This window comes from Donghicola sp. XS_ASV15 (assembly GCF_041224595.1).
Taxonomy (GTDB): domain Bacteria; phylum Pseudomonadota; class Alphaproteobacteria; order Rhodobacterales; family Rhodobacteraceae; genus Donghicola.
On the sequence record NZ_JBGFGN010000065.1, the window covers coordinates 1 to 22,970 of the forward strand.

Below are 22,970 nucleotides of genomic sequence, written 5' to 3' on the forward strand. Positions count from 1 at the left end.
CTCGACTGTCCGCCAAACCTCCTCGCCCACATCTCACCTTTGGGGTGGGCACATATCGTGCTCACTGGCGAATATCGATGGAGGATAAGCACCAACCAAGCCGCTTAAAGGGGGATTCCGCACTCAGCCGCACTCGACCCCCAAAAGAGCTGGGGGCTGTAGTTGAACTGCCCGAAGGCGATCTGGATGGATTTCTCCAAGGACACTTTGGATTCGACCGCGCAAAGTTTTTGCAGGAACTCTTCAAGATAACTGAAGAAGAGTGGCAGGACTGTACTCCAAGGCTCATTCAAGTTGGGGCCGCATGTGACGCTGCGCAACCAAAACCTGGACCTCTGTTGTATCTCTTTGCTGTTGAGTGGCCATTCGCCAACGCTGATGGCCTTAAGGCAAAAGGCGTCAAGGGAGGTGATCCAAAGAAGAACCTTTCTTATGACTCAGGTAGGAAGCCAAAAGAGCTCGAATGGCAATCGCCGGTCCTTAAGATCGGAGATTTGCCGCAAGGTGGGAAGATTTCAGTCTTCAAGAATCTTTCTATAGGACTACCTCCGGCAGAGGCCGAAAAACTGAAAACGGTCTACAGGTTTCGAGAGGAACTAGTTTCTCAACTGACACAAGATTATGCGCGTTACATTTCTCGTCCTGGAATTGTAACGCTGTAGAGATCGGCCGAAAACATCAAGTTATCGGGTCTGATAGCGCCTCACGCATAATACGGCTGATTGTAGATCGGTGAACGCCAAAGATACGCGCGGCCTCGGCCTCCGTGCGCTTGCCAGAGCGCACCATGTCGCGGATTTCCTGTCGTTGGTCGTCAGAGAGCTTCGGCTTGCGCCCCGGGTAACGTCCTTTCTTGCGCGCGCGCTCCAGACCGGCATGGGTGCGCTCCCGGATTATCTCGCGTTCAAACTCGGCGAAGACGCCAACCATTTGCATCATCATCCGCCCTGCGGGCGTGGTCGTGTCGATGGCCTCTGTAAGTGACCGGAATCCGGCCCCAGCTGCGTCGATCTTCTCCATGATAGACAAAAGGTCTTTCAAAGACCGTGAGAGCCGATCCAGCTTCCAAACGACCACAACGTCGCCTTGGCGGAGCTGATCGAGCATCCGATGCAGCTCTGGCCGATCCCAACGGCCTCCGGACGCACGTTCCTCAAACACACGTTCACATCCGCCCGAGGAAAGCGCATCGAGTTGTGCGGCGGTAGCTTGTTCGTCGGTCGATACGCGGGCATAGCCAAAGTTCATACAAATACTGTTGCGCTTTCTTGTTGCTCAATCAAGATAATTCGCAACATAATTTTGCAACAGCCAAGGTAGGGCGTGTCGTATGTTGCGCAAAGGACCGTTTTTTGCCCATGGATTCTGGCAGGGGATTTCTGTCCAGTGAGCGGACAAAACGAAACTTCGGCACATTCGACTTACGTCTCGCCTCAGCTCATGCCTGTTCTGCGCCCTACCGCTCCGGTCGCAGCGGTAGGACACTTTCGAAGCCAGTCGAAAAGACGATCAGGCTCCTCTGGATGAGACAGCCGCTTTAGCGCCGTTTCCTCGAAGCGTTTTCTATATCACTGCAACCCGTAGTGGAAACAACCAGTCGCCTGCGAGAGGGCGCCAGCGCTCCGGTAACGGTGCCTTCTCCGGCTGAAGGCGCTCTATCTCCATCAGTAGACGTACCAAGAGCGACCGGGAAAGGGCATGGCCGAGACAAGCATGGTTTCCCATACCGAAGGTTAGCGGGCGGGAGGATCGCTCGGAGTTGAATTGCTCTGGGTCGGGAAACGCATCCGGGTCATGGTTCCCGGCTGCCCAGACCATAGCAAGAGGTGTCCCCGGCTCGATGACGATGTCACAAACCTCTATGACATCGGTAGTGTACCTCATCGTCAACGGCGTCGGACTTGCCAAGCGCAGGCACTCGTCCGCACAGCGTGAGGTCGGACGAACGGCTTTGCTGTTGGCAAATGCTACACGCATCGCGGCGTCAATTCCAACGGCGATTGTCTCGATCCCGTCGAAGGCGATTCCGGCAAGTAGCTCGACCGTTCTGTCAGCGCCCAGGCTCGATTGAAGGGACGCGACAAATGGAGACGGACCACGCAAGGCGATCTTGCAGAGTTCATTGAGATCTATTGCGCCCACTTCTGCCAAATCGGCCTTGTCTGAACGCGGGTTGGGAGACAGCAGGTAAGCCATTTTCTTGACCGCAGCCTCGCACCGTTGGGCATCCTCCGGAGAAAGCCCGAGAAGGGCTGCCCAGCTAGCGCGGACAATGCGCTCGACCAAGTCGACCCGCAGATCGGCTCTTCCAGGCGCAGCTTGCACAACGCCGCGCACAGCTTCGTCAGTTAATGCCTGAAGTGGAAGCGAAGCGAAGGCAGCGATCATCGCGCCACGCTCCAACCGATGCACCGGGCCCGATTGCGTGAACAGCGCACGGTCCAAAATGCGCCCGAGGACAGGCGCGGCCGACATCGCGTTGGTATCGGTCGCCATTCCGTCAGCAGCAGGGTTGCGGGATAGGGATAGAAGCTCCGCGTGACCGAGTATCGCGTAGCCACCCCAAGGAGCGGTCTGAATGCGATCTCCTGTTCGAAAGTCGCCCGCGAATGCAGCAGCAGCAGATGGCCATCCGTCGAGGCTAGAGAAAGTGTCCAAGGTTTTCATCACTTTGATCCTTAAAAGCATGCCGAAGACCTCGCTATCAGCGAGGTTGCTCAGTGAGTCACTGAGGTTCAGCGCTTAAGGATCGATTGATGCATCAGACCACCTTTCGACAGGTTCGATAGAGGTTACCACCGATGATGTCAACAGGGTGAGGGCTGCGCTTCCGGTCGGGGGTATCAGTGGCCCCCGATCACAGAGTCAGAGGCTACGCGTCCGGCTTCTGATCGAACAGGATCACCCGCCCGTCGCCGCTGCTAGGGCTGTTGACCAGCACGAACGGCACATCAGCCCCATCTTTCTCGTAGATGCAGCGATATTCATCTGGCCGTCGAGTGGATCGCACACCTGATCGTAGCGGTAGCTATAGCCGATGCCTTGATCGATCCAGGCCTCGACACCTGCGGGCGTCACCAAGGACATGGGCTGCCCATCCAGCAACAACGTTTTACCCACGTTGAACACTTCATACATCTTTCGGTCTCCTTTATTTGCTCTGTCAGATCACGTCATAGGCTGTGGCCGTCGCCACGATCCCTGTCCCGCGTGTTTTCATTCTCGTTGTCATCGCGCTCCTGCGCGCGGTCGTTATCCGGTTCCAGCCGCTCACGCGGCTTGTTCAAAACGTCCTTCAGGCGGTCGTTGACAGACGGCTTGCGATCCTCGCGACCGATGTCCTCGGAACGGTCCTGCCTTTGACGCTGGGCCGGGGTCCGCGAGGGTCTTACAGCCTCCTCCCCGAGGTCATTTTCGCTGTACCCGTCCAGCTTGTGAACGGCTGCCTGGCCGTCACGCCCCGCGTCCTTTTCCATAATCTCTTTCAGCCGCTCTCGCGCATAATTGCGGCCTTCCGGCTTCGGCGTGTCGTCCTGGTCCCGTGACCGGTCCACGACGCGCGCCAGACGCTCCCGGAAATCCTCCGGGTTGCGTTCGCCGCGTTCTTTCGAAGTCGCAGCCCTGAGTGCGGCCAGACCGGCAGAGACTCGCCCCTGCCCCGCCTCGCGCTCGATGCCATAGGTCTCCCGCGCGATGTCCAGGCGTTCGCGCATTTCGCGGAAGGCGGCGCGCGCCTGGCGGGCGGCATGGACCACGGCCCCGCGCTCGGTGACAGGGATGTATTCCCGGCCCTGACGCTCGGCCATGGCCTTCGCCCGCCGCTCCATGGAATTGGCCGCTGGCCCCAGCTTCAGCTCGGGGTCGCGGTCCAGCTCCTCGGCGGACAGCTTGTCGCCACGATCCAGCGCCGTCTCGCGCTGCTTCTCAAGCGACCGGTGATCGACACGCTCGACCTCTCCGACACGCTCCAGCGCGCGGTTCTGCAATTCGGCCCATAGACCACGCATCTGCTCGATCTCGACGCCGCCAGTCTTGGCGGAGTCGAGCACGCGGGTTTTGGTGGTGAAGCCCCCGGCTTCCAGCTTACGAGTGGAGGTCAAAACATGAGCGTGGTGGTTGCGCTGATCGCCTTCCCGGTGCGGCGCATGGATCGCAACATCGACGGCCACGCCATAGCGGCTGACCAGCTCCTGGGCGAAGTCGCGGGTGATCTGCGACCGAGCCTCGGCGCTGATCTCGGAGGGCAGGGCCAGCTCCCATTCGCGGGCGGTGACGGAGTTGCGGCGAGTCTCGCTGGCCTCGGCCTCGTTCCAGAGGCGGGACCGGTCCGAGGCCCAGTCCGGGGCGTCCTTCGGGGTCAGGATGAAGGTCTCCTCGATGCCCTGCTTGCGGGTGTAATCGTGGACACGGCCTTCGCGCTGGCACTCGATGCGCTCCCCGACACGGTAGGCTGCCGCCGCCGTGGCGGAGCGCCCGGCGCTGCGTTTGATCGTCTTCACGGAGAGGTGGTAGCTGGCCATGCGCCCTCCCCTCGCCTGTGATGCAAATGCGCCCACGCGCCGGAGCTGATCCGTGCCGATGTCCTGACATTGGCAATCGGATCACCCGTCTTTTCTCCACAAGAGTGCGCCCGGAACCGGCGCGGTCCGAGGGGAAAAGACAGCCCGCTTGAGGCAAGCCAACGGCTCTCCGACGCGCGGGCTTGCCAGTGATCTACCCCCAGATCCCCAGCCTCATGGGGGGCGGGATATGGGGGTAGATCACTGGCGGTTTGCCGGGGGCAAACCCGGTTCGTGTCGGCACCGTCAGGTCCGACGACACGAACCTCCCGCAAGGAAGATGCCAGCGGCAGACCAGCCCCCACCGTGGGGCATCGGGCGAGACGCTGGCGCGACCTTGCGGGACGCGATCCAACCGCTGAGGTTGGGCTGGGATGGTTTGGAAGGGGCAGCGCGCCCTTCCATGTCGCGGCGGCACGCGGCGAAGGGGATGGCCATCGGCCGGGGCCTTGCCCCAGAGAGATCGCACGCAAATCTCGGAACCGCAGGTGGAGAGTTTGCATAAGTGCGCCCTTGTCCTTTACAGGCCTATGGGTAATCGCTTGCAGTTAATCTGGCAACACAATATTCAACTACAGGTAGTTATTTGAGTGGAGCGGGCAGTTGGCAGAGACCGAGCTGGAGAAAGCAGAAAAGCGATATGCCCAGGCCAAGGCCCGGCTTCAGGCTTTGAGGAACCGGGAAGCCACCAGGCAGCGCAAGCTGGATACCCGGCGCAAGGTGATCCTGGGCGGGGCGCTCATGGATCTGGCGGATCGGGATTCCGGGGCCGCTGCGATGCTCGACCGGTTGATCCGCAACCTGCCCCGTGAACAGGATCGCAAGGCTTTCGCGGACTGGGTGGCTCCTACCGGATCGCCCTCCCCTCTCCCACCCAGCTCTGATCCGGAAACACCGTCCTGATGCGGAGCGTGATGCACGTCTTCGGGGGGCTGTTCCGGTTCTTCGGTCGGCTGATATTCACGCCCATCCTGTTGGGCTGGATGACCGGCGCTGTCCTGTTCGGCGCGATGATCGGGTCACTGGTGGCGACACCATTCGTCTTTGCCTTCTTCGACCAGCCGCCCGGCGCAAGCGCATGGCAGTGGCTCGTCTTCGGTCCCTTCATGCTCATAGGCGCTATCTTCGGGTTCCAGTATTGGCGCATGGCTTCGGGCGCGGACGCCTTTTTCGGGCTGACCGGCGACAGCCACGGCTCAGCCCGCTTCGCCAACCGCAAGGAGCTGAAGAAACTCCAGCGGGAAGACGGCCTTCTGATCGGGCGCAACCCGCATACAGGTCGGCTGCTGCGCTATGACGGTCCCGCCCATCTGATCACGCTCGCCCCGACGCGGGCCGGGAAAGGCGTCGGCACCGTGATCCCGAACCTACTGGCAGCGGAACGCTCGGTTCTGGTCATCGACCCCAAGGGCGAGAATGCCCGGATCGCTGGGGAAGCCCGGCGGCGGTTCGGAACGGTCCATGTCCTCGATCCCTTCGAAGTCTCCGGGATGCCCTCTGCCGCCTACAATCCGCTCGACCGGCTGACACCGGACAGCCTCGATCTGGGCGAGGATGCGGCCTCCCTGACAGAAGCGCTGGTCATGGACCCGCCGGGGCAGGTGACGGAAGCGCATTGGAACGAGGAGGCCAAGGCCATCCTTGGCGGTCTGATCATGTTCTGCGTCTGCCACGAAGACCGCGACCGCCGGACGCTTGCCACCGTCCGGGAATATCTCACTCTGCCCCCAGAAAAGCTGCGCGCGCTGCTGGAGCTGATGCAGGACAGTGATGCGGCGGGCGGGCTGATCGCCCGCGCCGCCAATCGCTTCCTCGGCAAGGCGGATCGGGAAGCCGCCTCGGTGCTATCCAACGCACAGCGCCACACGCATTTCCTGGACAGCCCGCGCATTGCCAAAGTCCTGTCGCGGTCGGATTTCCACTTCTCGGACCTGCGCCACCGGATCGCTTCGGTGTTTCTGGTGCTGCCCCCGAACCGGATGGACGCCTACAGCCGCTGGCTGCGCCTTCTGGTGTCTCAGGCTCTTCAGGACATTGCACGGGACGCTGAGGCGTCCGTGAGACCCCTGAGTGGCCCTGCAGACGCTCAGGGGGGCACACAGCGCCTCAGGACGCCCACGCTGTTCCTCCTGGACGAGTTTGCCGCCCTGGGCCGTCTGCAGGCCGTAGAGCGCGCCATGGGGCTGATGGCGGGATACGGACTTCAGCTCTGGCCGATCCTGCAGGACATGAGCCAGCTCAAGGACCTCTATGGCGAACGTGCTGGCACCTTCATTGCCAATGCCGGGGTGCAACAGGTCTTCGGGGTCAATGACTTCGAGACGGCCAAATGGCTGAGCCAGATGATCGGCCAGGAAACTGCCGGGTTCCAGACCGACAGCTTCAAGCCCGGCGACGGTCCCAGCTTCAGCAACAACCTCACAGGCCGCGATCTGCTGACCCCTGATGAAATCATGCAGCTCCGCCCGGAAAACCAGCTCCTGCGCGTGCAGGGCCAAGCCACCGCCGTGGCGCAGAAGCTGCGCTACTACACCGATCCCGAGTTCAAGGGGCTGTTCGTCCCGCAGGACCAGTAATCCGAAGGACGCCTCCCGATGCCAGACCAACCCGCCCTCTCCGACGATGATCTGCGCGAAACGCTCGATCTCATGGCAACTGCTGTCGCCAGCATGTCCGACAGGATCGACGATCTGACCGCCGTGGCGGACAAGCAGATTAAGGTTGCGACGGAAGCGCGGATCGCGGCCTTCGCCGCACGGGACCAAACCAATCCGAAAAAATACGGGGACCTTCTGGGTCAGACCCTCGACAGCCATCTGGGCGCAACCGCAGACGCGATGACCGAAATTGTCAGACGCCTTGGCGTCCAGACGGACAAGACCATCGGAGCCTTGGCCAAATCGGAAGATGACAGGTCCACAGCCTATCGAGCGGTGTTCGAACGGGAACAAAAAGCGGATCGCCTCAAAAGCCGCCTCCCCTGGTTAGGTCTGGGTGCATTGGTTCTAGCCTTGGTGCTGACGGTGACGCTTCCTCGTTTCTTGGCCAGCAACGCTTCCACATGCGGTGTCCTCGGTGCCTCCTGGACCACGACAACCACGGGTGTTGATGCGTGCGTGTTCTACCGGCGGTAATGGGTGAAGCGCTGTCGGTGATCGACTGAGCCTGACAGGCTGGGTGTTATATATGTGTTAGAATCTGTGTTACGGGTGAGTAGATTACTCGTAATCACTTGGAACTTAACAACTTTTTATGATGCTCGGTAACTAATAGCACGAATCTTGGTAACTAAAATCCTGCTTTAGGTAACTGATAACACGAATCTTGACTGTGGTAACTAAAACCACGAATGTGTACCGATGGTAACTGATAACACGAACGCCCTCGCCCCGCTCCTTCCTGATCGTCACCCGCAGCACGACCTTTTCATCTGCGATGTCGCTGACGCCGTGTTGAAGGACGTGATGCAACATATGGAGCATCCGTTCTACTCGCTTTCAAAGAAGCCGGAAACTACGGTCAAGCGATACGAGAATGGCAATAAGTGGCTGCAGATCACGCCCAGCGTGAAGGGCCTAGCAACGATCTACGACAAAGACATTTTGATCTACTGCATCAGCCAGATCATGGCGAAATTGAAGGAAGGCCTTCCTGTTTCGCCCCGTGTTCGGATCAATTCCAGAGAGCTGCTTATCTTCACAAATCGCGGTACAAGTGGCCGGGAGTATCAGTCCCTTCTCGATGCCTTGGACCGTCTTGAAGGAACCCGTATCAGGACGAACATTGTGACCGGAGACGAAGAACAGGTCGATGGATTCGGCCTGATCGACGCTTCCTCAATCCGTCGCAAGCATGGTCTCGATGGTCGACTGCTCTGGTGTGAGGTGAAGCTGTCGGATTGGGTCTTCAACGCGATCCGAAACGAAGAAGTTCTGACCCTGCATAGGGACTACTTCCGTCTGCGTAAGCCCATAGAACGGCGGGTGTACGAAATTGCTCGAAAGCACTGTGGCCAACAGAAGTCTTGGCGTATCACGCTGGCCAAACTGCTTCTCAAGACTGGTTCTCAAAGCCCTCAGAAGCGCTTCCGGCAGATGATCCGGCAGCTCGTAGAGCATGACCACTTGCCGGATTACCACGTTACCTTTGAGGATGACGCCGACATGGTGGTTTTCACCAATCGTGGCACGATGTCACCCACCTCGCTTGTGGAGGGCAGCATTCCGCCTTTGCAGTATGACACCTACGAAGAAGCGCGCCATGCGGCTCCTGGATGGGATGTACGTTTTCTTGAACAGGAATGGCGCAGCTGGTGCGTAGAGCCCCCTCGCAATGCTGATCGGGCTTTTGTCGGGTTTTGCCGGAAATGGTTCGAGAAGCGAGGGAGGCCGTAGGATTAAAAACCGGTAATAGAAATAATTCCGGTTAAAGATTTAAATCAGGTGTTGGATATTTTACCGGTACAGGATATAAATCCGGTAACAACAAAACGGCAGGATTGAGCAATGCCCGTTATCGTCATGGCAAGCCCCAAGGGCGGGGTTGGGAAATCAACTTGCGCTGTACTTCTGGCGTCTGAATTCGCCCGCATGGGAGCGGATGTCACAGTGTTGGACTGCGACCCAAACAAATCTCTGACCAGGTGGGCATCACACGGCATCCCCACAGGCGTGACCCTCAAGAGCGAGATTGGCCGCTCAGAGATTGTTCCAACAATTCGGAGCGCGGACGGCGATGGTAACATCGTTATCGTGGACCTAGAAGGGGTTGCCTCTCAGCTAGTAAGTCGGGCGATTTCCCAAGCCGACTTGGTGATCGTACCGATGCAGCCAACGGCCCTCGATGCAGAGATCGGCTCCGAAGCACTGGCATTGGTGCGAGAGGAGGAAGAGGCGCTCGGGCGTTCGATCCGACATGCTGTGGTTTTGACCAAGACAAGTGCAGCAGTCAAAAGCCGCGTCCAGAAGGAGCTGGAAGAGCAGCTCAGAGGGGCAGGGATCGACGTGATTGAGCCATCCTTGGTAGCACGCGCAGCTTTCTCGGAACTGTTTGCCTATGGCGGCGATCTGACCGCGATGATGAATGATCCTGAGATGATGACAGGCGGTAAAGTGGATAAGGCGTTGATCAACGCCCAAGCATTCGCGGAGGCTGTTTATGAGCGGCTCAAATAGACTTGCAGGCCTCAAGGCACGCCCGAAGGACACGACTGTTGAAGAAGTCAGGCGTGTGGATGAGGTTGGAGAAGCGAGGGGGTTCCTCGACAGGACACCCCGCAAGAAGCCTGGCCGCAAACCTAGCCCTCGCACACATCAGTTGCACCCCAAGGTGCTCCCTGAAGTGGGTGATGCGATAGCGTCCGAAGCTGAAGCTCTCGGAATTACACAGGGACAACTCATTGAGCGCATGTGGGCGGCATACCGAGGCTGAAATCGTCAGTCGCGTGATCCACTGACCAATGCTGCGACGTGGCTCTTGCTATAATATTCTCTAAATGTTCTTGCCTTTAGGGAATATTAACCGCAGAGTGTCAGAAAAATTCCCAGATAAGAACAGAGCGGAACGGACCTGACATGACAGAATTTGAGATGCTGCTGACGCAGAGCGGCTGGTCCATGCCTGAAGCCGCCAAAGCTCTGGGATATTCTGAAGGCCACCTCTACCGCTGGAAGCGGGGTGAGGAAGTGCCGCGCGAAGCTGTAATGAAACTGCTTCGAATGGAAGTGCGCTCAAGGCAACGCCAGGACAGCAACGCATCATTCTCTTTCATTGATCTCTTTGCGGGGATCGGCGGACTGCGCAAAGCCATGGAAGGGGCAGGGGGGCGTTGTGTCTTCACGTCTGAATGGGACCGTTTCGCTCAACAGACCTATCACGCCAACTTCCCGGACAATCGCCCCATCGCAGGTGATATCCGCGAAGTAGACCCTCACGATATTCCGGATCACGATGTTCTTGTGGCGGGGTTCCCGTGCCAGCCGTTCTCGATCGCGGGGGTATCCAAGAAAAACGCACTTGGACGCGCGCATGGCTTTCTCGATGAAACCCAGGGCACGCTTTTCTTCGACGTATTGCGCATCCTGATGCACCACCGTCCGGCAGCCTTCATGCTGGAGAACGTCAAGAACCTGAAAAGCCATGACAAAGGTAAGACATTCGAAGTGATCCGGCGCGCGCTGACTGAAGAGCTGGGCTATACGCTGCACACGCAGATCATCGATGCGGCCAACTTCGTCCCGCAGCACCGGGAACGGATCGTTATGGTCGGTTTCCGGGAGAAAACAGATTTCAGCTTTGAAGGGCTGCATTTGCCGGGTCGGCAGGGCAGGGGTATGCGGGATATCCTGCATCCGGAGAACGGGACTGAAGCCCCTGAGGGGCATTTCACGGGTGGGCCGGATGCAAAGGTTAGTGACAAGTACACGCTCTCAGACAAGCTCTGGACCTACCTGCAGGACTACGCGGCAAAGCACCGGGCCAAAGGCAACGGGTTCGGGTTTGGCCTTATTGACGGTGACAGCATCGCCAGGACGCTGTCGGCACGCTATTACAAGGACGGCTCGGAAATCCTTGTCAGTCGCGGTGAAGGCAAGAACCCACGCCGTCTGACCCCCCGTGAATGCGCAAGGCTGATGGGATTTGATGACAGTTTCAGGATTCCGGTTTCGGATACTCAGGCCTACAAGCAGTTTGGCAACTCCGTGGCCGTACCGGTCTTTGCGGAAGTCGCCCGGCTGATGCAGCCGCACGTCCTGAAGCTGATGGATCAGCCCCGGCTGCAAAAGGTTGGCTGACGTTCATTCTGCCGACGCGCGCCGCCGCAACATGGCGGCGATCCGGGGGAAGGACACAAAGCCGGAGCTGATGATCCGGCGCGGGCTGCACGCCAAAGGATTTCGCTACAGATTACAGGGCAGGGGCCTTCCCGGCAGACCTGACCTTGTTCTGCCAAAACATCACGCCGTGATCTTCGTGCATGGTTGTTTCTGGCACCGGCATAACTGCCCATTGTTCCGCTGGCCGCAAACCCGGCAGGAATTCTGGCGTGAAAAGATCAACGGCAATGCCGGGCGCGATACTGAAGCTCTTGGTCGTCTTCTCGATGCGGGCTGGAGAGTGGGCATCGTATGGGAATGCGCCCTCAAGGGGCGCAGCAAGCGGCCTTTGCCTGAAGTGATTGACTCTCTTTCCCTCTGGCTGTCCTCTGACTCAAAGCAGTTTTGTGTTGAAGGCCAATGGATTGACTGACCCCCTTATTCGTATTCTCGATCAGATGGCAGCTCATGGAGCGACGCGTTTCTACGCTAAGCAGCTCGCTCCGAATGATAACTCCAAGAACCAAGTCTATCTCGGTGGCGGGTTTGGCGCGCTGAACATCATCCCGCATGGTGAGATCGAAGAGGACGGCAGTCAGGTCGCAGGGTCTGTGCGGGATCGTGCAAAAGCGCCTGTGGATTTCTGGTGGATGGACGAACAGGGCATAGCGCCAGCGCCGGATGCTCAGTTGATCCTGTATCCCAAATACCCCGAAGTGCGCATGTCCGGCTTTCTGCGCGGCGCTGCGCGTGCGCCAGCACTGCTGATGCGCTCACGCGATGAAGGGCGGGTGCTGTTTTTCGGGGTTTGCCCGGACGGGCGGGTTATCGGCCATGTTGTCGGTAGCGAGACACCAGAAGCGGCGTCTCTGACTGACAAAGTGGACACGCTGGAAGCCTCGGGAGTCTTCCTTGATCTGCAGTCGCTTCGGCAGAAGGGGACAAGCTCCCGCCAGATGCTGCTCGATGCCCTGCGCCGTATCCACGCCAAAGGCTGGGTGCCTTCACAGAAGATGGGCAAGAACGGCGTGGCTGCCCCCTACAACGCGCGGAATGGCGGCGGATACACCCTTGAGGCGGAACTTGGCATCTCACCCAATGGATACGCGGAGCCGGATTATCTGGGCTGGGAGGTCAAACAGTACGGTGTGCGGGATTTCGTGAAGTATCTTGCGAAAAGCCCGGTCACGTTGATGACGCCGGAACCGACCGGCGGGCTGTACCGGGATGATGGTGTCGAGGCTTTCTTGCGCCGGTATGGCTACCCCGACAAGTCAGGCAAGGAGGGCCGGATAAATTTTGGGGGCGTCTATGCCAGCGGGCGTGATTTTCACGCTGATACGGGCCTGAAGCTGGTCTTAGAGGGGTTCGATCCCGACAAGGGCCAGATCACCAACGTGGATGGGAAGATCGCCCTGATTGACCGGGAAGATGTGGTGGCTGCATCTTGGGGCTTCAAAGGCGTGATTGGTCACTGGAACAGAAAACATGCCAAGGCTGTCTATGTGCCATCCCTGATGCGGGTGCCGCCACCGGAATACAGCTACGGTTCGCGCGTCGAGCTTTGTGAGGGAACGGATGTCCTGCTTCTGTTGCAGGCGCTGGCCTCAGGCGCGGTGTACTATGATCCTGGGATCAAGATGGAGAAAGCAGACACGCCTGCTCCAGTGACCAAGCGGCGAAGCCAGTTTCGGGTGAAACACAACGGACTTTTTGGACTTTATCGAACCAGTCGGCAGGAGCAATTGGTTTGAGCATTCGGACATTTGAGCTTTGCACAACCAGTGACAACTCTATTCGGCTGCAGCATAACCGACGATAATGTAAGTAAGCTTTTGCCACCCATGTTAAGCCGCTAAGGTGGCATACAATTTTGTCACCGTCGGGACTGTTTTACGTCTGATAAATCCAAGGTTCTACACCACATGCAAACAGACATAGACCGACGTTTTCGCCCTAGAGCTCGAATTCTTCAGCATCTAGGAGATCAGTTGATAGGCACTCCACGGCTTGCTGTTTTCGAACTTGTCAAGAATGCCTACGACGCGGATGCATCCCAAGTAGTTGTAGAAATCGCCGGCATAGGATCAGACGATCCCACCATCAGAGTAACCGATGATGGCTCAGGTATGTCGGTGGATACAGTCCAGGATATTTGGCTGGTCATTGCCCACGATCACAAAGAGAAACAGCTCTCCAAGAAAAAACGGACAGAAAAAGGGCGCTTGCCTCTCGGGTCTAAGGGGCTGGGTAGATTGTCGGTTCACAAGCTTGGCAACAAGATCCGCATGATTACCCGTGCGAAGCACGAGCATGAGGTCGTTGTAGATATCGACTGGAATAAGATGATCGAGCATGAGTTCTTGTCTGATGCCGAAGTTGATATCGAACTACGCGATCCAGAAGTCTTTACAGGAGAGCTAACAGGTACCGAACTTCAAATTATGGAGCTTCGCGACAAGCGCTGGACGCGTGGTGAGGTCCGTCGTTTGTATCGGCAAATAACATCGATCTCCTCGCCATTCGGACAGGTTGGCCGAGACGACTTCCAGGCTATCCTGCAGGTCCCTGATGTTCCGCAATGGATCGAGCGGCTACCTGAACCAACAGAGCTTCTGAAGCGAGCACCATGGAAATACACGTTCGAGTTTGATGGCGAGAGTTTCTGCTACCATTACAGCTTTAGAGGCATTCCTGGCATCCAGCGGCAGGCAAGAGACGTTGAAGAGCGACAAGTGTCTCTCTTGGTGCCTCCGCCAGAAGCTGAGGATGACGATCCTCTTTTCAGCGGGAAAGCACAATCCACAAGTCTACGCAAAGTGATCGCTGATATGAAGTCAATCGAAGGGATTGGTCCGATATCTGGCGAGTTTTACGTGTTTGACCTGACTCCACGTATTGCAAAGCAAATGGGTGAGACAAAGCTCATCAAAGACTTTTTGGACGAAAATGGGGGGATACGGGTCTACCGCGATGGCATCCGCGTTTACGATTATGGTGAGCGGAGCAATGATTGGCTCGGGCTTGATTTGAAGCGCGTCAATAATCCAACACGCGGACTTAGTCGCAATATCGTTGTAGGACATATTTCCATCAACCAAGACAGTAGCTCCAGCTTAGTTGAAAAATCCAACCGTGAAGGCTTCATCGAGAACGAAGCTTATGAAAGATTTAGGAAACTGGTTCTGGGAGCTATCGATCCACTTCAAAGAGAGCGTGAGGTCGACAGGAAAGCTATTCGGGAACTCTTAGGAGAGGCACAAGACCCAGAAGTCCGAAGTATTATGGAGCCCGTCTCAAAGATTCGCGTTATTGCCAGTAAGAACAATCTGTCTGGTAAAATTGACCCATTGCTGGACCGTATTGAGTACGAATACGTTGAAATGAAGAATCGGCTTCTATCAACCGGCATATCAGGTACTAGCCTAGCCGTGGTTTTCCACGAGATCGAGCAAGGGGTGCGGTCGCTTTATAAGAATATGGAAAACCATCCTGAACTGGAAAGCATAGCGTCTCAAGTGGAAGAGATGATGAAGCTACTCGACGGTTTTTCCGACCTGTTGCGTAAGAAAGACCGTAAGCCAACCGATCTCAAGAAGCTCATACGAAGGGCGCGCGATCTGAACAAGATGCGGTTTAGGCATCATAATGTGAAGTTAATTTGCCCCGCCGTTGAAGATGACGCTCCCGAAGTTATGGTTTCCTGTTCATTCGGACTAACACTAGGGGCCATAACCAACATAATCGACAACGCTATCTATTGGATGCGTGCGAAGTGGCCGAATGAGGACGATACGGGGCGCTCGCTCTACATCGGCATCGATGAAGACTTTGACAATGGACCCGCCATCATCATTTCTGATACGGGCCCTGGCTTCCGCGACCTACCTTCCGAACTTGTTCGCCCTTTTTACCCCACATTCTCCAAGTAAGTCGCTGATTTCGCTGTCGTAATCGTGATATTTCGCATATAAATCATGGCGTTGACGGCTGCGAGGGGCGCGTTTCATGGATCACCTGGAGGGTGCGGGCTTGGCGCGGGGAGATCGGGTTGATTTCGACCGCCGTGTGCGTCTGGAGTTCCGTGGTGCGCAGATCAGTTCAGACGGTGGCCTGCTGGTGATGCGCGAGCTTGATGACGTGCTCGGCCTGTCCAATCTGGCGTCGGAGGCGCTGCGAGACAGCCGCACCGGGAAGAACACGCTCCATCGGCTTGACGGATTGTTCCGGCAATCGGTGTTCGGACGACTGGCCGGATACGAGGATGTGAACGATGCCGACCGCTTGGCCCTCGATCCCGTGATGCGTCAGGTCGTTGGCGGCAGGGCCGTCGAGGCGCAAGCTGCTTCGGCATCGCAGATGGGACGGTTCGAGACCGAGACGCTGGCTCTGGCCGCGAACCGGGCGGCGCTGGCCGATCTGAACGGCCAATGGATCGACCGGTTTCATGACCGCAACGGGTTGAAATACATCGTGCTGGACATGGACAGCTCGGTCAGCCCCACCCACGGCGATCAGGAAGGTGCTGCCTGGAACGGGCATTTCGACTGCACCTGCTATCACCCCATCTTCTTGTTCAACCAGTTTGGCATGCTGGAGCGCTGCGCCCTGCGTAACGGCAATGTCCACAGCGCCGATGGCTGGCGGGATGTCCTTGATCCCGTCATTGCCCGATATGCTGGCCGCGACCTTGGTGGACGCTTCTTCCGGGCCGACGCTGCCTACGCGATCCCCGCGATCTATATGCGGCTGGAAGAAGCCAGGTTCTTCTACGCCATCCGTCTGCCCGCCAACGCCGTCTTGCGCGAGAAGATCGCGCATCGGCTGACACGGCCCGTGGGACGGCCTTCGCTGACCAAGGTCAAACGGTTCTTCGAGGACTTCGAGTATCAGGCGGCGTCCTGGGACAAGCCGCGCCGCGTCATCGCCAAGATCGAATGGCATCCGGGCGAGCTGTTCCCCAAAGTCGGCTTCATCGTCACCAACCTGCCGATGGAGCCAGACTGGGTGGTGAGGTTCTACAACCAGCGCGGCACCGCAGAGCAGCACATCAAGGAAGGCAAATATGCCTTTCGCTGGACGCGGCTGTCATGCCGGAAGTTCCGGCACAACGAGGTGCGGCTGCAACTGCACGCGCTGGCCTACAACCTGGCAACCTTCCTGCGCTGCATCGAACTGCCCGAGGCCATGGCGGACTGGTCGTTGACCAGCCTGCAACTCAAGCTGATCAAGATCGGCGCCCGCGTCGTCCGCCACGCCCGCGCCATTACCTTCCAGTTGGCCGAGGTCGCCGTCACCGGCCCGATGGTGCGGGCCGTCCTTGCCGCCATCCGCCGTCTTCGAACGCCTCCGTCATGCGCATGACCACGATCCATGCCCAAGCTGAACGAAAGCGGCAGGACAGGTCCGTCTGCCGCGCGGAAAAGCGGCTCTGCCGGGCCAGAATGCTGCGGGTTCGAGGCTTGATCCACCCGACTTCGGCCGTTTGCGCGACGACAGACACCGCTCGGGGCGAAAAACGCTTGCCCAGCGAGCAAAATCAGGCGATCTTGAAGTCAAGCGGCAGGCCACTTGGGGAATGTCGGTTTACAAGGCTCATCGATGACACGCAGTTACCGTCCTGACCATGTTCTGTCGCGCAGCCCCTGTTGGGTCGGTGTGACCTGATGGTCATGCAGACCGAAATCGCCATCATCGGCGCAGGCGTTGTTGGCCTTGCCATAGCGGAACGGCTGGTCAGCGAAGGGCATGAGGTCGTCTTGATCGACCCAAATCCCGCCGGGTCTGGTGCATCCTATGGAAATGCCGGCACCATCGCTGATTATGCAGTGCTTCCGGTTGGCACGCCCGATGTGTTGCGCAACCTGCCATCGCTGCTGTTTGACCGGAATTCCCCCCTGTCGATCCGTCGCGCCGCCCTTCCCAGCCTTGCCCCTTGGCTGATCCGCTTTGCCTTTCAATCCCTGCCGGGGCCCGCGCGGCGCAACGCTGCGGCCATTGCCGACTTGCTGGCAGATGCGGCCGGGTTATGGGCAGGATTGGCCGACCGTATTGGTGGGCAGGACATCTTGCAAAAGCGGGGCTGCCTTTACGCCTATGAAACGCGCCGGGCCTTTCAATCCGCCAAGGCAGACATGGCCTTTCGGCGCAGTCTGGGCATATCGGTTGATCTGATCGGCCCAAATGACTTGCGGCAACTGGAACCGGGCCTGCCCGAGGTTGAGGGCGGCGCCGCGTTTTTTCCCAATGCCGTCTTCATGTCCGATCCGGGTGAGATGGTGGGCCGATTGGCGCGTGCGGTGGCGGCCCCAGTGCTGCCGCACCGCATCACCCAACTGCGCCGCGTGGCAGGCGGGGTTGAACTGGCTGGCGGCGACTTCCAGTTGAAGGCACGTAAGGTTGTGCTGGCCGCTGGAGCACATGCACGCGATCTGGCGCGGCAGGCCGGGGACCGCATTCCGCTGGACACCGAACGGGGGTATCACGTCGAATGGGATATGGATGTGCCCCGGCTAACCCGTCCAACCTGCCCGACCACACGCGGTTTCTATCTGTGCCCGATGTCCGGTCGCTTGCGGGTCGCAGGCACGGTCGAATTGGGCGGGTTGACCGCACCACCCTCGCCCCATCGGGTGGCCCGGTTGGTCGAAGGCGCGCGCGCCCTGTTTCCCGATCTGCCCGAACCGTCGCGCGATTGGATGGGGTTCCGTCCCAGTTTGCCCGACAGCCTTCCGGTCATCGGGCCGTCACGCGGCGGGGCCGATGTGATCCATGCCTTTGGTCATGGCCATATCGGGCTGACACTTGCCCCCATCACGGCCATGCTTGTGGCGGATGTTCTGGCCGGGCGAACACCTTGCCGCGATATCGCTGCGGTCCGGCCACAGCGTTTCGGGCTTTGATCCGCCCCTGACCCCGGCTAATCAAGGGTAAATACGCAGGAATTCGCGGGAAATCCCTTGCCGCAGAACTTGCCGATCCAACTCCTTATGGGGGAGATCGTGCTTCGCGCGCCGGACCGCCGGCGCGCGAGCAGGAACATGAGCCCGGCGAGAAGGAAGGCTCCGTAGCGCAGCGCCCCCCCACACCCACGGGCTGGCCGTGATCCTGCCTAGGAGGACGGCAGTCACCGCCGCCCCCGGCGCCAGTCGTCGAGGCGGGCATAGATGGTGACTGCGATGCCACAGAGTGCCACCGCGATGAACACCCAGCGCAGAGTGTCGAGATACGGCACCAGCGGCAGGATGGCGGATTGCGTCTCGGCCAGGACGCCCTGTGCCACCTCGACGCCCGCCGCGCCCAGCGTCGCCACGCCCGCCGTGCCACCACCCTTCATCGTGCGGCTGTCGGCCAGCACCTCGCGGGCGGGCGGCGCCTCGGCTGCGAATGCGGTCGCTCGGACCGGGAAACGCTCGCCCCACTGGCGTGCGGGGCCGAGGTCCACATGGATGAACCCCGAGCGCGGATAGAAGCCGAAGCCGAGGAACCCGACCTCGCGCGCCGCGGCCTCGAAGGCCACTGGGTCGTGGTTCGCCATGGCGATGTCAAACGCCGCACCCTCCTTATGCTTCAAGCGGATTGAGCCGCCAACGTCACGTTTGTGCTCAGGGCTGCGATAAGGGGAGAATCCGCTGGACCAACCAGTCAATGATCAGCAGCGCCGCAACCGGCAATCCCTTCCACCCCAACCACCCTCATCCCCGTCAAATGCCAGACCGCCGCCATCATGACCCCCATGTTGAAGGCAAACTCGTTGGCGCAACTCTGCTTGAAGAACTCGCCTTCGAGGAACATGCAGGACCCTTTGCAGAGCTGAACGACGGGGCATGACATGCATTCGTCCCGGAAGGCAAAATGCGTCGCGGTATCGAGCGCGATGGCGTCAAAGTCGGCAACATGGCCAATCTTGTGCGCCCCCTTCGCACCGGTGTTTTGACAAGTCATGACGTTCCCGCGCAGGTCGACGGCAATGGCGTCGGGGCTGTCCATCCCGCATTTTTGGCCAAGCGCTTCGATGGGCCGCCGACGCTGAATCGAAGAATAGAATTCGTTGATGCGCTCGCCGAGGCCAAAGGCGTTGGGGTCCTCTGCCAGCGCCTCGAAGATCGACCGCGTCAGGCTGTTCAGTTCGGCAGGCTCGAACCGCCCCGTCCCGATGGCGGTCGCTGCGTCATAGACATTTACGACGCCCTCGAGCCCGACGAAGATGTCCGGCCCGACTTTTTCGGCGAACCATGCCTTGAGGGCCCGAAGGTCATGATGCTGGCGCGTCAGAACCGCGTTAAACCCGGTCTTTTCGGGGCGCTCGGCCAGCAGGGTTTGGATCCAGTGGCTCTGGTCAGGATCGTCGAACGGATCCGGCCCGCGCAGATGCTGACCAGGCCCGTCGTGTGAGATCGTGATTTCAATGTCGTATTGCGCGATGAAATCCAGCTTTTCGCGGGAGAGGAGCGAGCCGTTCGTGACGATCGAGAAGCGCGCCGCCGGAAAGCGCTCTGCCAGCGCCGGGATCAACCGCTTGATCTTGGCCCAGTAAAGGAAGGGTTCACCGCCCCAGAGCTCGATCTTTTCCGGGGCGTCGGTGATCCAACTGTCGAGCTGGGTCAGGAAGTGCTCGACATCGGCCAGCTTGGAGACCGTGGCATCGGCGATCTGGAAGGCCTGACTGCAGTAGCTGCAGGAATAGTTGCAGGAGAGCCCAAGCTGGATTTTCAAAACGCGGGGTGCGCGAGATTTTCCGAGGGGCTTGTCCTTGGCCACGCGCGGCACTGGCGCGAAGATGCCAGGTTCGACCGGCAGCGGCAGCCCCTCACATTCGGAGGTGTGCGGGTTGTAGCGCACGTGATGGCGGCTGCCGTCACGCGCTTCCAGTGTCAAATCGAACCACATCAGTCGAACAGCCTTTCCTCGATTGCCACGGGGAGATTGACGCGAAAGTTCGCGACGACCTGCACATGCGGCGCGCTCCCCTCATAGGGGTGCTGGTTATGGGGGATATGAGTTTACACAAGAAGGCCAGAGGGCATGGGCATGGGGCTGTACTACGCAAATATGGTGATGGAACTCAACGACGGCGCGCTTGTCTTCCCAGATCACTCGGAAGTCGACGTCCCAAATGATTTTGGTGGGGCAGTTGTCGCGCTTCAGTTTGCAGAACTTAAGGATTGATGGATGTTCTTACATTCCAGATTTGTCGTTGTGGACGACAAAGAGCATCACCTGAATGGCATAAAACAGACCTTGGACGCTCTTAGGCTCGACTGCCATTCTAAGCTGTACGACGATGAAAGCGTTGGCGACTGGGAGCCTCTACCGGGAACCCGTATCCGAGCTATGCGTGAAACTGGGTGACGTGGTTTGAGAGGGCGGCGTATCGTGGCGGGTGATCAAGCCTGCCAGAACTTCCAAGAGGAACGATACGCCATGGAGAAGACTACAGACATCATCCCCCTTCGTCAGCCGGAATCTGTCGATGACCCTCTGACCGAGATCGCCCGCGATGGGGCGCGCCGCATGCTGGCTGCCGCGCTGCGGGCGGAGGCCGACGCCTTCGTTGCCGAGTATGCTGAAGAGGTCCTGCCGGACGGCCGCCAGCGGGTTGTCCGGCACGGATACGGGCCCGAGCGCAGCATCCAGACCGGGATCGGGGCGCTCGACGTCCAGCGCCCGAAGGTACGCGACCGGGCCACCGACGTGCCGGCCGACCAGAAGATCCGGTTCACCTCAGCGATCCTGCCGAAATGGGCGCGCCGCTCACGTAGCCTCGATGCGCTGTTACCGGTCCTGTATCTGCGCGGGATCTCGACGGGCGACTTCCAGGAGGCGCTGGCCGCGATCCTGGGGAAGGATGCGCCGAACCTGTCGCCGAGCGTGATCACGCGGCTGACCGGGGAGTGGCAGCAGGACTATGACCGCTGGCAGCGCCGCGACCTCTCTGCCCGTCGATACGTCTATATCTGGGCGGATGGCGTGTACCTGCAGGCCCGGATGGAGCCGCAGGCCGAATGCATGCTGGTCATTCTCGGGGCCACGCCCGAGGGGAAGAAGGAACTTGTCGGCTTCCAGGTCGGCCTGCGCGAGAGCGCCCAGAGCTGGCGGGAACTCTTGGTCGACATCAAGGCGCGCGGCCTCGCGGTTGCGCCGGAGATCGCCGTTGGCGATGGGGCCATGGGGTTCTGGAAGGCGCTCGACGAGGTCTTCCCGGGCACGAGGCGTCAGCGGTGTTGGGTTCACAAGATCGCTAACGTCCTTAACAAGTTCCCCAAATCCATGCAGACGGCGGTGAAGGCTGACCTGCGGGAAGTCTGGCAGGCCGAAACCCGCGCCGCTGCCGAAACCGCCATGGACACCTTCGCCGAGAAATATGGCGCCAAGTACGAAAAGGCGGTCTCGTGCCTCACCAAGGACCGCGAGGCGCTGCTCGCCTTCTACGACTTCCCGGGCGAACACTGGGATCACCTGCGCACGGGCAACCCGATCGAGAGCGTCTTCGCGACCGTCCGCCACCGCACGGTCCGGACCAAGGGCGCGCTCTCGCAGAAGACAGCGAAGCTGATGGTCTTCAAGCTCGTTCAGACCGCTGCCAAGACGTGGCGCCGCCTCAAGGGGGCCAACAAGTTGCCTTTGGTCATCGAAGGCGTCACATTCACCGACGGTATCGCCAAGAGCGTCGCCGAAAACCGCGCCGCCTGATCAGGCCCCGTCACCCAAAATCCCGCATAGCTCCCCCGTATCCTCTTTCTGGATCAAAACTTGGTCACTGGAGCGACATTCGGCACTGCTGATAACAAAGTCGCATTTACTGCAATTCAGGATGTAATAACGAAGATTATCAGCCCAGATAGCGGTCCATATGGCTTGGTGTTGTGGGCTGAAGAACCTGATCTGGAAAGCTTGAAAGCAAACCTTTTTGAACGCTTCAATGGAGACGATGCACGTTACCTTCCTGTATTCTTCGCCGCACTTCAAAAGGGCGACTATATCGATACGAATGACGGGACAATCAAAGAGCCAAACAAACTGCAAACCGATATCAGAGATCGGATGACCCAAAGCCCTCAAATGAAGGCGCTACTGAGTTGGGAAACTGATGTCGCAGTCGCAGCGGGAGCTGTCCTAAGGTCCATCGTTGATTTGGTACCGTTGGAAAAAAGACCGACAGCTGACTTTGGTAAGGAGCTTGGAGAAGTTCTGTACCGGATATCGCAAGCAGGAGCGGGGATCGACAGAGCACAGGAGAACCCTAGGGAGTCCATCAATCGTGTACTTGTTCCTATTCTAGCGGATCGCATAACAGAACATGACCCGCAAGGCGATGCAACGGCGTCTTGGGATGAGGCCTTGAACGCCCCGGAAGATCCAAAGAATCCTGTACCGATACCCGTTCAGGCCTCCGTGAACACAGCAATGCACATATCGTTCGCGCGGGCTGAAGGCAGCGTCCCGATAACACCAAAAGGGGTCGAGTGCGGCTGAGTGCGGAATCCCCCTTTAAGGCTCTGATTGATACAAATTCATCGATTTCGCTCGAGTGTCCTGTAGACCGTTGGGCGTGAGACTGAGAACAACTCGGCCAGATCACTGATGGAATAGTCTC

22 protein-coding genes and 1 pseudogene are annotated in these 22,970 nt (G+C 58.9%); 16 read left to right on the plus strand and 7 right to left on the minus strand.

Annotation, left to right across the window (positions count from 1 at the left end):
- Window positions 1–662: hypothetical protein (locus tag AB9K37_RS01375; RefSeq protein ID WP_369835240.1), on the plus strand; the 662-nt coding region annotated here is incomplete at its 5' end.
- 16 nt (window positions 663–678) lie between these two features.
- Here the strand turns inward: AB9K37_RS01375 and AB9K37_RS01380 are convergent.
- From AB9K37_RS01380 to mobQ, 4 genes are all read right to left on the minus strand, one after another.
- Complete coding sequence (locus AB9K37_RS01380; RefSeq protein WP_369835221.1) at window positions 679–1,248, minus strand: recombinase family protein; 570 nt, start codon at window positions 1,246–1,248, stop codon at window positions 679–681.
- 315 nt (window positions 1,249–1,563) lie between these two features.
- Complete coding sequence (locus AB9K37_RS01385; RefSeq protein ID WP_369835222.1) at window positions 1,564–2,688, minus strand: cytochrome P450; 1,125 nt, start codon at window positions 2,686–2,688, stop codon at window positions 1,564–1,566.
- A gap of 213 nt (window positions 2,689–2,901) precedes the next feature.
- Window positions 2,902–3,138: a hypothetical protein gene (locus AB9K37_RS01390; RefSeq protein ID WP_369835223.1), complete on the minus strand. Its 237-nt coding sequence runs from the start codon at window positions 3,136–3,138 to the stop codon at window positions 2,902–2,904.
- Window positions 3,139–3,173: 35 nt separating this feature from the next.
- Window positions 3,174–4,520, minus strand: coding sequence for a MobQ family relaxase (gene mobQ, locus AB9K37_RS01395; RefSeq protein ID WP_369835224.1), 1,347 nt, complete (start codon window positions 4,518–4,520; stop codon window positions 3,174–3,176).
- Between the two features lie 642 nt (window positions 4,521–5,162).
- Between mobQ and AB9K37_RS01400 the strand changes: the two genes are divergently transcribed.
- The 11 genes from AB9K37_RS01400 (at window position 5,163) to AB9K37_RS01450 (ending at window position 18,276) form a co-directional block, all read left to right on the plus strand.
- Window positions 5,163–5,462 (plus strand): mobilization protein, encoded by a 300-nt coding sequence (locus AB9K37_RS01400; protein ID WP_369835225.1) that lies wholly within the window; start codon window positions 5,163–5,165, stop codon window positions 5,460–5,462.
- Window positions 5,462–7,135, plus strand: coding sequence for a type IV secretory system conjugative DNA transfer family protein (locus AB9K37_RS01405; RefSeq protein WP_369835226.1), 1,674 nt, complete (start codon window positions 5,462–5,464; stop codon window positions 7,133–7,135). Before AB9K37_RS01400 ends, AB9K37_RS01405 begins: the two co-directional genes overlap by 1 nt.
- Before the next feature lie 18 nt (window positions 7,136–7,153).
- The gene (locus AB9K37_RS01410) at window positions 7,154–7,693 is read left to right on the plus strand and encodes a hypothetical protein (RefSeq protein WP_369835227.1); all 540 of its coding nucleotides are present in this window, start codon (window positions 7,154–7,156) and stop codon (window positions 7,691–7,693) included.
- A 225-nt stretch (window positions 7,694–7,918) separates the two neighbouring features.
- Window positions 7,919–8,953, plus strand: a complete 1,035-nt coding sequence (locus AB9K37_RS01415; RefSeq protein ID WP_369835228.1) for a replication initiator protein A — start codon at window positions 7,919–7,921, stop codon at window positions 8,951–8,953.
- A 111-nt stretch (window positions 8,954–9,064) separates the two neighbouring features.
- Complete coding sequence (locus tag AB9K37_RS01420) at window positions 9,065–9,733, plus strand: ParA family protein (RefSeq protein WP_369835229.1); 669 nt, start codon at window positions 9,065–9,067, stop codon at window positions 9,731–9,733.
- A gap of 399 nt (window positions 9,734–10,132) precedes the next feature.
- Window positions 10,133–11,353 carry a DNA (cytosine-5-)-methyltransferase gene (gene dcm / locus AB9K37_RS01425; RefSeq protein ID WP_369835230.1) on the plus strand — a complete coding sequence of 407 codons (1,221 nt, stop codon included), beginning with the start codon at window positions 10,133–10,135 and terminating at the stop codon, window positions 11,351–11,353.
- Window positions 11,346–11,807, plus strand: a complete 462-nt coding sequence (locus tag AB9K37_RS01430) for a very short patch repair endonuclease (RefSeq protein WP_369835231.1) — start codon at window positions 11,346–11,348, stop codon at window positions 11,805–11,807. Before dcm ends, AB9K37_RS01430 begins: the two co-directional genes overlap by 8 nt.
- Complete coding sequence (locus tag AB9K37_RS01435) at window positions 11,800–13,128, plus strand: MvaI/BcnI family restriction endonuclease (protein ID WP_369835232.1); 1,329 nt, start codon at window positions 11,800–11,802, stop codon at window positions 13,126–13,128. The genes AB9K37_RS01430 and AB9K37_RS01435 overlap by 8 nt, the downstream gene beginning before the upstream one ends.
- Window positions 13,129–13,365: 237 nt before the next feature.
- The gene (locus AB9K37_RS01440) at window positions 13,366–15,306 is read left to right on the plus strand and encodes an ATP-binding protein (RefSeq protein ID WP_369835233.1); all 1,941 of its coding nucleotides are present in this window, start codon (window positions 13,366–13,368) and stop codon (window positions 15,304–15,306) included.
- 76 nt (window positions 15,307–15,382) lie between these two features.
- Entirely contained in the window at window positions 15,383–16,738 is a 1,356-nt protein-coding gene (locus AB9K37_RS01445) for an IS1380-like element ISPme1 family transposase (protein ID WP_012112698.1), read from the plus strand.
- A 302-nt stretch (window positions 16,739–17,040) separates the two neighbouring features.
- On the plus strand, window positions 17,041–18,276 hold the full coding sequence (locus AB9K37_RS01450) for an NAD(P)/FAD-dependent oxidoreductase (protein ID WP_369835234.1): 1,236 nt from the start codon (window positions 17,041–17,043) through the stop codon (window positions 18,274–18,276).
- Between the two features lie 224 nt (window positions 18,277–18,500).
- Here AB9K37_RS01450 and AB9K37_RS01455 read toward each other — a convergent pair.
- Together AB9K37_RS01455 and AB9K37_RS01460 are read right to left on the minus strand one after the other, a co-directional pair.
- Window positions 18,501–18,998, minus strand: a pseudogene (locus AB9K37_RS01455) (YcbK family protein); the annotation flags it as partial.
- Window positions 18,999–19,018: 20 nt separating this feature from the next.
- Window positions 19,019–20,263: a radical SAM/SPASM domain-containing protein gene (locus tag AB9K37_RS01460; protein ID WP_136340469.1), complete on the minus strand. Its 1,245-nt coding sequence runs from the start codon at window positions 20,261–20,263 to the stop codon at window positions 19,019–19,021.
- Window positions 20,264–20,404: 141 nt separating this feature from the next.
- Between AB9K37_RS01460 and AB9K37_RS01465 the strand changes: the two genes are divergently transcribed.
- The 4 genes from AB9K37_RS01465 (at window position 20,405) to AB9K37_RS01480 (ending at window position 22,849) form a co-directional block, all read left to right on the plus strand.
- Complete coding sequence (locus AB9K37_RS01465) at window positions 20,405–20,542, plus strand: hypothetical protein (protein ID WP_369835235.1); 138 nt, start codon at window positions 20,405–20,407, stop codon at window positions 20,540–20,542.
- A 3-nt stretch (window positions 20,543–20,545) separates the two neighbouring features.
- On the plus strand, window positions 20,546–20,725 hold the full coding sequence (locus tag AB9K37_RS01470) for a hypothetical protein (RefSeq protein ID WP_369835236.1): 180 nt from the start codon (window positions 20,546–20,548) through the stop codon (window positions 20,723–20,725).
- A gap of 72 nt (window positions 20,726–20,797) precedes the next feature.
- On the plus strand, window positions 20,798–22,066 hold the full coding sequence (locus tag AB9K37_RS01475; RefSeq protein ID WP_369835237.1) for an IS256 family transposase: 1,269 nt from the start codon (window positions 20,798–20,800) through the stop codon (window positions 22,064–22,066).
- A gap of 60 nt (window positions 22,067–22,126) precedes the next feature.
- Window positions 22,127–22,849, plus strand: coding sequence for a hypothetical protein (locus tag AB9K37_RS01480; RefSeq protein ID WP_369835238.1), 723 nt, complete (start codon window positions 22,127–22,129; stop codon window positions 22,847–22,849).
- A 38-nt stretch (window positions 22,850–22,887) separates the two neighbouring features.
- Here AB9K37_RS01480 and AB9K37_RS01485 read toward each other — a convergent pair whose 3' ends face one another.
- Window positions 22,888–22,959 (minus strand): hypothetical protein, encoded by a 72-nt coding sequence (locus tag AB9K37_RS01485; protein WP_369835239.1) that lies wholly within the window; start codon window positions 22,957–22,959, stop codon window positions 22,888–22,890.
- Window positions 22,960–22,970: the final 11 nt, after the last annotated feature.